This is a genomic window from Streptomyces sp. NPDC056948 (genome assembly GCF_042674225.1).
Taxonomy (GTDB): Bacteria; Actinomycetota; Actinomycetes; order Streptomycetales; family Streptomycetaceae; genus Streptomyces; species Streptomyces purpurascens.
Map to the genome: position 1 here is coordinate 1 of NZ_JBHUQX010000447.1, position 7,272 is coordinate 7,272.

At 71.3% G+C, this 7,272-nt stretch carries 7 protein-coding genes and 1 pseudogene; 5 read left to right on the forward strand and 3 right to left on the reverse strand.

All coding sequences use genetic code 11. The annotated features are described in order from the left end of the window. The 3 genes and pseudogenes from ACFTZL_RS37705 to ACFTZL_RS37715 all read left to right on the forward strand — a co-directional run. A pseudogene (locus tag ACFTZL_RS37705) lies at nt 1-595 on the forward strand (hypothetical protein); the annotation flags it as partial. Further along, on the forward strand, nt 589-1,503 hold the full coding sequence (locus tag ACFTZL_RS37710) for a HipA family kinase (RefSeq protein WP_382592773.1): 915 nt from the start codon (nt 589-591) through the stop codon (nt 1,501-1,503). The pseudogene ACFTZL_RS37705 and the gene ACFTZL_RS37710, both read left to right, overlap by 7 nt. After that, nucleotides 1,500-1,769 (forward strand): SelT/SelW/SelH family protein, encoded by a 270-nt coding sequence (locus ACFTZL_RS37715; protein ID WP_184588795.1) that lies wholly within the window; start codon nt 1,500-1,502, stop codon nt 1,767-1,769. Before ACFTZL_RS37710 ends, ACFTZL_RS37715 begins: the two co-directional genes overlap by 4 nt. A 4-nt stretch (nt 1,770-1,773) precedes the next feature. Here ACFTZL_RS37715 and aceB read toward each other — a convergent pair whose 3' ends face one another. Both aceB and ACFTZL_RS37725 read right to left on the reverse strand, forming a co-directional pair. Then, nucleotides 1,774-3,399: a malate synthase A gene (gene aceB, locus ACFTZL_RS37720; protein WP_382592776.1), complete on the reverse strand. Its 1,626-nt coding sequence runs from the start codon at nt 3,397-3,399 to the stop codon at nt 1,774-1,776. Between the two features lie 207 nt (nt 3,400-3,606). Continuing rightward, complete coding sequence (locus tag ACFTZL_RS37725; RefSeq protein WP_382592779.1) at nt 3,607-4,221, reverse strand: NTP transferase domain-containing protein; 615 nt, start codon at nt 4,219-4,221, stop codon at nt 3,607-3,609. Between the two features lie 231 nt (nt 4,222-4,452). On the opposite strand from ACFTZL_RS37725, the gene ACFTZL_RS37730 reads away from it, so the two are divergent. Then, the gene (locus ACFTZL_RS37730; RefSeq protein WP_382592789.1) at nt 4,453-4,746 is read left to right on the forward strand and encodes a DUF5955 family protein; all 294 of its coding nucleotides are present in this window, start codon (nt 4,453-4,455) and stop codon (nt 4,744-4,746) included. A gap of 33 nt (nt 4,747-4,779) precedes the next feature. Here the strand turns inward: ACFTZL_RS37730 and ACFTZL_RS37735 are convergent, their stop codons facing one another. Next, nucleotides 4,780-5,580: an IclR family transcriptional regulator gene (locus tag ACFTZL_RS37735; RefSeq protein WP_382592782.1), complete on the reverse strand. Its 801-nt coding sequence runs from the start codon at nt 5,578-5,580 to the stop codon at nt 4,780-4,782. A gap of 259 nt (nt 5,581-5,839) precedes the next feature. Here ACFTZL_RS37735 and allB point away from each other — a divergent pair, with 259 nt between their 5' ends. Further along, nucleotides 5,840-7,180, forward strand: coding sequence for an allantoinase AllB (allB, locus tag ACFTZL_RS37740; RefSeq protein ID WP_382592786.1), 1,341 nt, complete (start codon nt 5,840-5,842; stop codon nt 7,178-7,180). Nucleotides 7,181-7,272 lie beyond the last annotated feature (92 nt).

Sequence of the window (7,272 nt, forward strand, 5' to 3'; positions counted from 1 at the left end):
GCGTCCCGATACCCTCGCGCCGGGCGAGGAGGCGACGCTCGTCGGACACCAGGGGAACGTCGCCGAACTCGGCGACCCGCGCTCGGCCCTCTCGTTCCACCTGCGCAGCCGGGACCTCGCCCGGCAGGGCGGCAGTGCCGTGCTCGAACAGGTCGCCCTGTGCAACGCGGGCCGCGCCCACCTGGTCCTCGGCGAGCCCGCCCAGGCCCTGCGGAGTTTCGACGAGGCGCTGTGCGCCACGGCCTCCGGCGCCGGCCACTGGAACGCCGAGCGGGAGACCCGCCTGGGCCGCTCACAGGCCCTGCGGGCGCTCGGCCGCCCCGGACCCGCCCGGGAGGCCTGCGAGGCGCTGCTCCGGGAAGCAGCGGCACGCGGCGACTCCTACGGGCGGGGCCTCGCCGAGTACGAGCTGGGCCACGTCCTGAGGGAGCTCGGGGACGAGCGGGCGGCCCTGACCCGGTGGCGCGGCGCGCTGACCGCCCTGGACGGCACGGACGCCCCGATGCTCGCCGACCTGCGCACCCGCACGGGGGCGATCACTTCTTACTATGCTCAAGTCATCCAGGAGGCCGGAAGCGAGGGGCGCACATGCTGAGAGAGGTCACCGCCACCCGCTACGTCGCACCCCTGCACTCCGGCGGCTCCGTCCCCGGTGTCGTCGAGGCGGACGACCTGGGCACCTACGTCGTCAAGTTCACCGGCTCCGCGCAGGGCCGCAAGGCGCTGGTCGCCGAGGTGATCGTGGGCGAACTGGCCCGTGCCCTCGGGCTGCGGTTCCCGGAACTGGTCCTGGTGCACTTCGACCCGGAGGTCGCCGACAGCGAGCCCCACCAGGAGGTGCGGGAGCTGCACGCGGCCAGCGCGGGCGTCAATCTCGGCATGGACTATCTGCCGGGTGCCCGGGACTTCACGCCGGACATCGCCCGGGTCTTCCCTGTGGATCCCCTGGAGGCGGGGAGGATCGTCTGGCTCGATGCCCTGACCGTGAACGTCGACCGTACGGTCCACAGCTCCAACCTGATGGTCTGGCCCACCCTGGGCGTCGCGCCCCCGCGCCTGTGGCTGATCGACCACGGCGCCGCCCTCGTCTTCCACCACCGCTGGGACGGCGCCGACCCGGCCAAGGCCTACGACTTCCGGCACCACGCCCTCGGCCACTACGGGCCCGATGTGCGGGCCGCCGACGCCGAGTTGGCTCCCCGGGTGACCGAGGAGTCGCTGCGCCGCATCCTCGCGGAGGTCCCCGACGCCTGGCTCGCGGACGAGCCCGGCTTCGCCACCCCGGACGAGGCACGCGAGGCGTATGTGACGTACCTCCACGCGCGCGTGCGGTCCTCCGCGGCCTGGCTGCCCACCGGCTTCCCCACCCGGGAGGAGCTCGCCGCCGAGGAGGCCGTCCGGGCGGCGAAGAACCAGCAAGGACGACCCGCGTGGCTCAAGCAGGTCCCCGACCTGCACGGCAAACCCGCGGCACAACAGGATGGGGCGGTGCACCTCGGATGAGTGGCCGAGTGGAGATCGAGTACTGCACCCAGTGCCGCTGGCTGCCCCGCGCGGCATGGCTGGCGCAGGAGTTGCTCACGACCTTCGAGGCGGAGCTGACGGAGCTGGCGCTGAAGCCGGGCAAGGGCGGGGTGTTCGTCGTCCGCGTCGGCGACGAGGTCGTCTGGGACCGGCGCGAGCAGGGCTTCCCCGAACCGACCGCCGTGAAGAAGGCCGTACGCGACCGAGTGGCCCCGGGAAAGACCCTGGGCCACTCGGAGCGGTGACTGTTCAGCCCTTGAGCTGCTCGTACGCGGGCAGCGTGAGGAAGTCGGCGTAGTCCTCGTCGAGGGAGACCGTCAGCAGCAGGTCGTGCGCCTGCTGCCAGTTGCCGGCCGCGAAGGCCTCGTCGCCGATCTCGGCGCGGAGGTTGGCGAGCTCCTCGGCGGCGACCTTGCGGGCCAGCTCGGCGGTGACCTGCTCGCCGTTGTCGAGGACGACCTCCGCGTTGATCCACTGCCAGATCTGCGAGCGGGAGATCTCGGCGGTGGCCGCGTCCTCCATCAGGTTGAAGATCGCGACCGCGCCGAGCCCGCGCAGCCAGGCCTCGATGTAGCGGATGCCGACCTGCACGGCGTTCACCAGACCCGCGTACGAGGGCTTGGCGTCGAGCGAGTCGACGGCGATCAGGTCGGCGGCCTTGACGTCGACGTCCTCGCGCAGCCGGTCCTTCTGGTTGGGCTTCTCGCCGAGGACCTTGTCGAAGGACTCCATGGCGATCGGCACCAGGTCGGGGTGGGCGACCCAGGAGCCGTCGAAACCGTCGTTCGCCTCGCGGTCCTTGTCGGCGCGGACCTTCTCGAAGGCGACCTTGTTGACCTCCGCGTCCCGGCGGGACGGGATGAAGGCCGCCATGCCGCCGATCGCGTGCGCGCCGCGCTTGTGGCAGGTGCGGACGAGGAGTTCGGTGTAGGCGCGCATGAACGGGGCCGTCATCGTCACCGCGTTGCGGTCCGGCAGGACGAACTTGGCGCCGCCGTCCCGGAAGTTCTTGACGATCGAGAACAGGTAGTCCCAGCGGCCCGCGTTCAGCCCGGAGGCGTGGTCGCGCAGCTCGTAGAGGATCTCCTCCATCTCGTACGCGGCCGTGATCGTCTCGATCAGCACGGTCGCGCGGACGGTGCCCTGCGGGATGCCGACGTACTCCTGCGCGAAGACGAAGACCTCGTTCCAGAGGCGCGCCTCCAGGTGCGACTCCGTCTTGGGGAGGTAGAAGTACGGGCCCTTGCCGAGGCCCAGCAGGCGCTTGGCGTTGTGGAAGAAGTACAGGCCGAAGTCGACCAGCGCGCCGGGCACGGGGGTGCCGTCCGCGTCGACGAGGTGACGCTCGTTCAGGTGCCAGCCGCGCGGGCGCATGACGACCGTGGCGAGTTCCTCGTTCGCCTTCAGGGCGTACGACTTGCCGGACTTCGCGTCCGTGAAGTCGATGTTCCGGGTGTAGGCGTCGCTCAGGTTGAGCTGGCCGAGGACCACGTTCTCCCAGGTGGGCGCGGAGGCGTCCTCGAAGTCCGCGAGCCACACCTTGGCGCCCGAGTTGAGGGCGTTGATGGTCATCTTGCGGTCGGTGGGGCCGGTGATCTCGACCCGGCGGTCGTTCAGGGCGTCCGGGGCCGGGGCGACCTTCCAGGAGTCGTCGGCGCGGATCGCGGCGGTCTCCGGGAGGAAGTCGAGGGTGGAGGTGCGGGCGATCTCGGCGCGGCGCTCGGCGCGGCGGGCGAGGAGTTCGTCACGCCGGGGCGTGAACCGCCGGTGCAGCTCGGCCACGAAGGCCAGCGCCGCTTCGGTGAGGACCTCCTCCTGCCGGGGCAGGGGTTCGGCGTCGACGATGGCCAGCGGTGACGGCGCTGGTGCGGACATGAACGGTCACTTCCTTCAGCGAGCTACGAAGACGAGGCGGCGGTTCGGCACCGGGTGCCAGTCTTCCCGGATACAGCGTTCGGCACCCGCGGAGCCCCCGGGCGCTTCTGAACTGTGGATACTAGTTTCCTCATAGTGGAAGTTCAATCGTGTGTTGATGTCGAGACTCTTCGGATCGAGGAAAGGTGGCGCTCCGTGCCACCCCGCTCACTCAAGGTGGGCCAGATCGGCCTCGGTGTCGATGTCGAAGGGCCGGGCCACGTCCCCGCACTCGACGAGCGCGATCGCCGGCTCGTGTTCCTTCAGATAGGCGCGTGCCCCCCGGTCCCCGGTGGCAGTCGCGGCGATGCCCGCCCAGTGGGCGGCACCGAGCAGGACCGGATGGCCCCGCACCCCGTCGTACGCGGCCGACACCAGCGACTCCTCGCCCTTGTGCGCCCCGAGGACCCGGGCCACCGCCTCCGCGCCGATGCCGGGCTGGTCGACGAGCGAGACCAGGGCGGCCCGGGCGCCCGTACCGGCGAGCGAGTCGAGCCCGGCCCGCAGGGACGTGCCCATGCCCCGCTCCCAGTCGGGGTTGTCGACGAGGACGCAGTCCGGCAGGGCGGCTCGTTCGCGCACCTCTTCGGACCGGGCGCCCAGCACTACGTGGACCCGTGTGCAGCCCCCCTCCCGCAGCACCCGCACCGCGTGCTCCACGAGCGGTCGCCCCCGATGGAGGAGCAGTGCCTTGGGTCGCCCTCCGAGTCGTCGCCCGCCCCCGGCTGCGAGCAGTACCCCGGCAACCTCTCGGGCCTCTCCCGGCGTCTTTCGTGTCGTCATGGATCCTGCATACCGCACGATCCCGGGCCGAGAAGTTACGCAGCGGAGCAAGTCGATGACGCAATGGACTGGCGCCTGGTGGGCCCTGTCGTTTAATCTCGCCCGCACCGACCGTCCGGGCGTCCGATCGCCGCCCGGTGTGGGGGACTTCGCGTCGGAATGGCAGGCGCACGACGAGGTGCGAGGGGGAGGACTGTGTTGCGGAGCGTGGAGCAGAAGCGGCAGGGGCCTGTGACCAGCGGCGACGAGGACCCGCGCGTGACGGAGCTGCGCTCCGCCGTGTCCGGGTTGCGCCGCCGGCTCGCCGCCCATCCCGGCGATTTCGCCGACCGGACCATCGCCGAGGAGGAGCTGGCCGCGCTGGACGCGATGGCCGTCGCCGGCATCCCCGAGATCCCCCGGCTGCGCCGCTCACTGCTGCTGATCGCCGGTGCGATCGGCTCGGTGAGCGCGCTGTCCCCCGGCCTGTCGGAGGTCCGCCGGGCCGTGGACCTCTTCGGAGGGCCGGTGCGCGGGGAGGGTTAGGGCGCCACGGGGCCGGTGCCGGTCAGTGTGCCGTCATGATGCGGGGCTCTGGTTGGCCAGAGCCTCCGACAGTTCGGCGGCGACCTGCTGGAGCACCGGCACGATCTTGTCCGTCGCCGCCTCCGTGACCCGGCCCGCCGGGCCGGAGATGGAGATGGCGGCGGCGGTGGGGGAGTCGGGCACCGGGACCGCCAGGCAGCGGACCCCGATCTCCTGCTCGTTGTCGTCGATCGCGTAGCCCTGCCGGCGTACGTCCTCCAGCGCGGCGATGAACCCGTCGGGCGTCGTGATCGTCTTCTCCGTCGCGGCGGGCATGCCCGTGCGGTGGAGCAGGGCGCGCACCTCGTCCGCCGGGAAGCTCGAGAGCAGGGCCTTGCCCACGCCCGTGGAGTGCGGCAGCACGCGCCGGCCGACCTCCGTGAACATGCGCATCGAGTGCTTCGACGGCACCTGTGCGACGTACACGATCTCGTCCCCGTCCAGCAGCGCCATGTTCGCCGTCTCGCCGGTCTCCTCGACCAGCCGGGCGAGGTAGGGCCGGGCCCAGGTGCCCAGCAGCCGGGAGGCCGACTCGCCGAGACGGATCAGGCGCGGGCCGAGCGCGTACCGCCGGTTCGGCTGCTGGCGTACGTACCCGCAGGCCACCAGAGTGCGCATCAGGCGGTGGATGGTCGGCAGGGGCAGCCCGCTGCTGGCGGACAGCTCGCTCAGGCCGACCTCGCCGCCCGCGTCCGCCATCCGTTCGAGCAGGTCGAAGGCGCGCTCCAGGGACTGTACGCCGCCGTTGGCGGAGGACCGGGCGGAGTCGGTGGTGCTGGCGCTGGACGTCGGCACGGCGCGTTCCTTTCGGGACTGGCGGCGGAAGAGCAGAAGCCTACCCGGCAGTCGGTTGACTCCCCGCTCGTACATAGCTACGTTCTGCGTGCTGGAAGTCTAATTCCGCTTTGTGGAAACGTCCAGGGTTAGTCATGCGAAGGGCGCCAGGTCCAGTGTGCCCTTGACTGTGTGAGAGAGGGAGTGAAGACTCCTTCAACAGAAAGTTGAATTCCGTTACGCGGAAGTAATCGGCAGTAAGTGGAAGTAAGGGGTTCGGGTGTCCGACGCTGAACTGGTGCTTCGCTCGACGCGTGTCATCACTCCCGAGGGGACGCGCGCCGCGTCCGTCGCGGTCGCCGACGGCACGATCACGGCCGTCCTCCCGTACGACGCGCCCGTACCGGAGGGCGCCCGCCTGGAGGACCTGGGCGACCATGTCCTGCTGCCCGGCCTGGTCGACACCCATGTGCACGTGAACGACCCCGGCCGCACCGAGTGGGAGGGCTTCTGGACCGCCACCCGCGCCGCGGCGGCCGGCGGCATCACGACGCTCGTCGACATGCCCCTCAATTCCCTCCCGCCGACCACGACCGTCGCGCACCTGCGTACGAAACAGCGGGTCGCCGCCGACAAGGCGCACATCGACGTCGGCTTCTGGGGCGGTGCCCTGCCCGACAACGTCAAGGACCTGCGCCCGCTGCACGAGGCCGGCGTCTTCGGCTTCAAGGCGTTCCTGTCGCCGTCCGGCGTGGACGAGTTCCCGCACCTCGACCGCGACCCGCTGGCCCGCTCCATGGCCGAGATCGCCGCCCTCGACGGCCTGCTCATCGTGCACGCCGAGGACCCCCACCTCCTCGCCTCCGCCCCGCAGCAGTCCGGCCCCCGATACGCCGACTTCCTCGCCTCCCGCCCCCGGGACGCCGAGGACACCGCCATCGCCCAGCTCATCCGCGAGGCGAAGGCCCTCCACGCGCGCGTGCACATCCTGCACCTGTCCTCCAGCGACGCCCTGCCGATGATCGCCGAGGCGAAGGCGGAGGGCGTCCGCATCACCGTGGAGACCTGCCCCCACTACCTGACCCTCACCGCGGAGGAAGTCCCCGACGGCGCCAGCGAGTTCAAGTGCTGCCCGCCCATCCGCGAGTCCGCCAACCAGGACCTGCTCTGGCAGGCGCTGGCCGACGGCACCATCGACTGCGTCGTCACCGACCACTCCCCGTCCACCGCCGACCTGAAGACGGACGACTTCGCGACGGCATGGGGCGGCATCTCCGGACTCCAGCTCAGCCTGGCGGCGATGTGGACGGAGGCCCGCGAACGCGGTCACGGCCTGGAGGACGTGGTCCGCTGGATGTCAGCGCGGACCTCCGAACTGGTCGGGCTCGACACCCGCAAGGGCGCCATCGCGACGGGCCGCGACGCCGACTTCGCCGTCCTCGCACCCGACGAGACCTTCACCGTCGACCCGGCGGCCCTCCAGCACCGCAACCACGTCACGGCGTACTCCGGGAAGACCCTGTACGGCGTCGTGAAGTCCACCTGGCTGCGCGGGCAGCGCATCGTCGCGGACGGCGAGTTCACCGAACCGAAGGGCCGACTCCTCACCCGGCAGCCCTAGGGGCCTCCTGGTGGATCTCCGCAGCGTCGCGACGCCCGGCACGCACGCTCGCCGCACGGTGCGGAGGGCCAGGTGGCTCCGCCACATGACCC

Coding starts and splice junctions, on each gene's coding strand:
- ACFTZL_RS37710 (WP_382592773.1), top strand. CDS start 589: ATGCTGAGAGAGGTCACCGCCACCCGCTACGTCGCACCCCTGCACTCC.
- ACFTZL_RS37715 (WP_184588795.1), top strand. CDS start 1,500: ATGAGTGGCCGAGTGGAGATCGAGTACTGCACCCAGTGCCGCTGGCTG.
- aceB (WP_382592776.1), bottom strand. CDS start 3,399: ATGTCCGCACCAGCGCCGTCACCGCTGGCCATCGTCGACGCCGAACCC.
- ACFTZL_RS37725 (WP_382592779.1), bottom strand. CDS start 4,221: ATGACGACACGAAAGACGCCGGGAGAGGCCCGAGAGGTTGCCGGGGTA.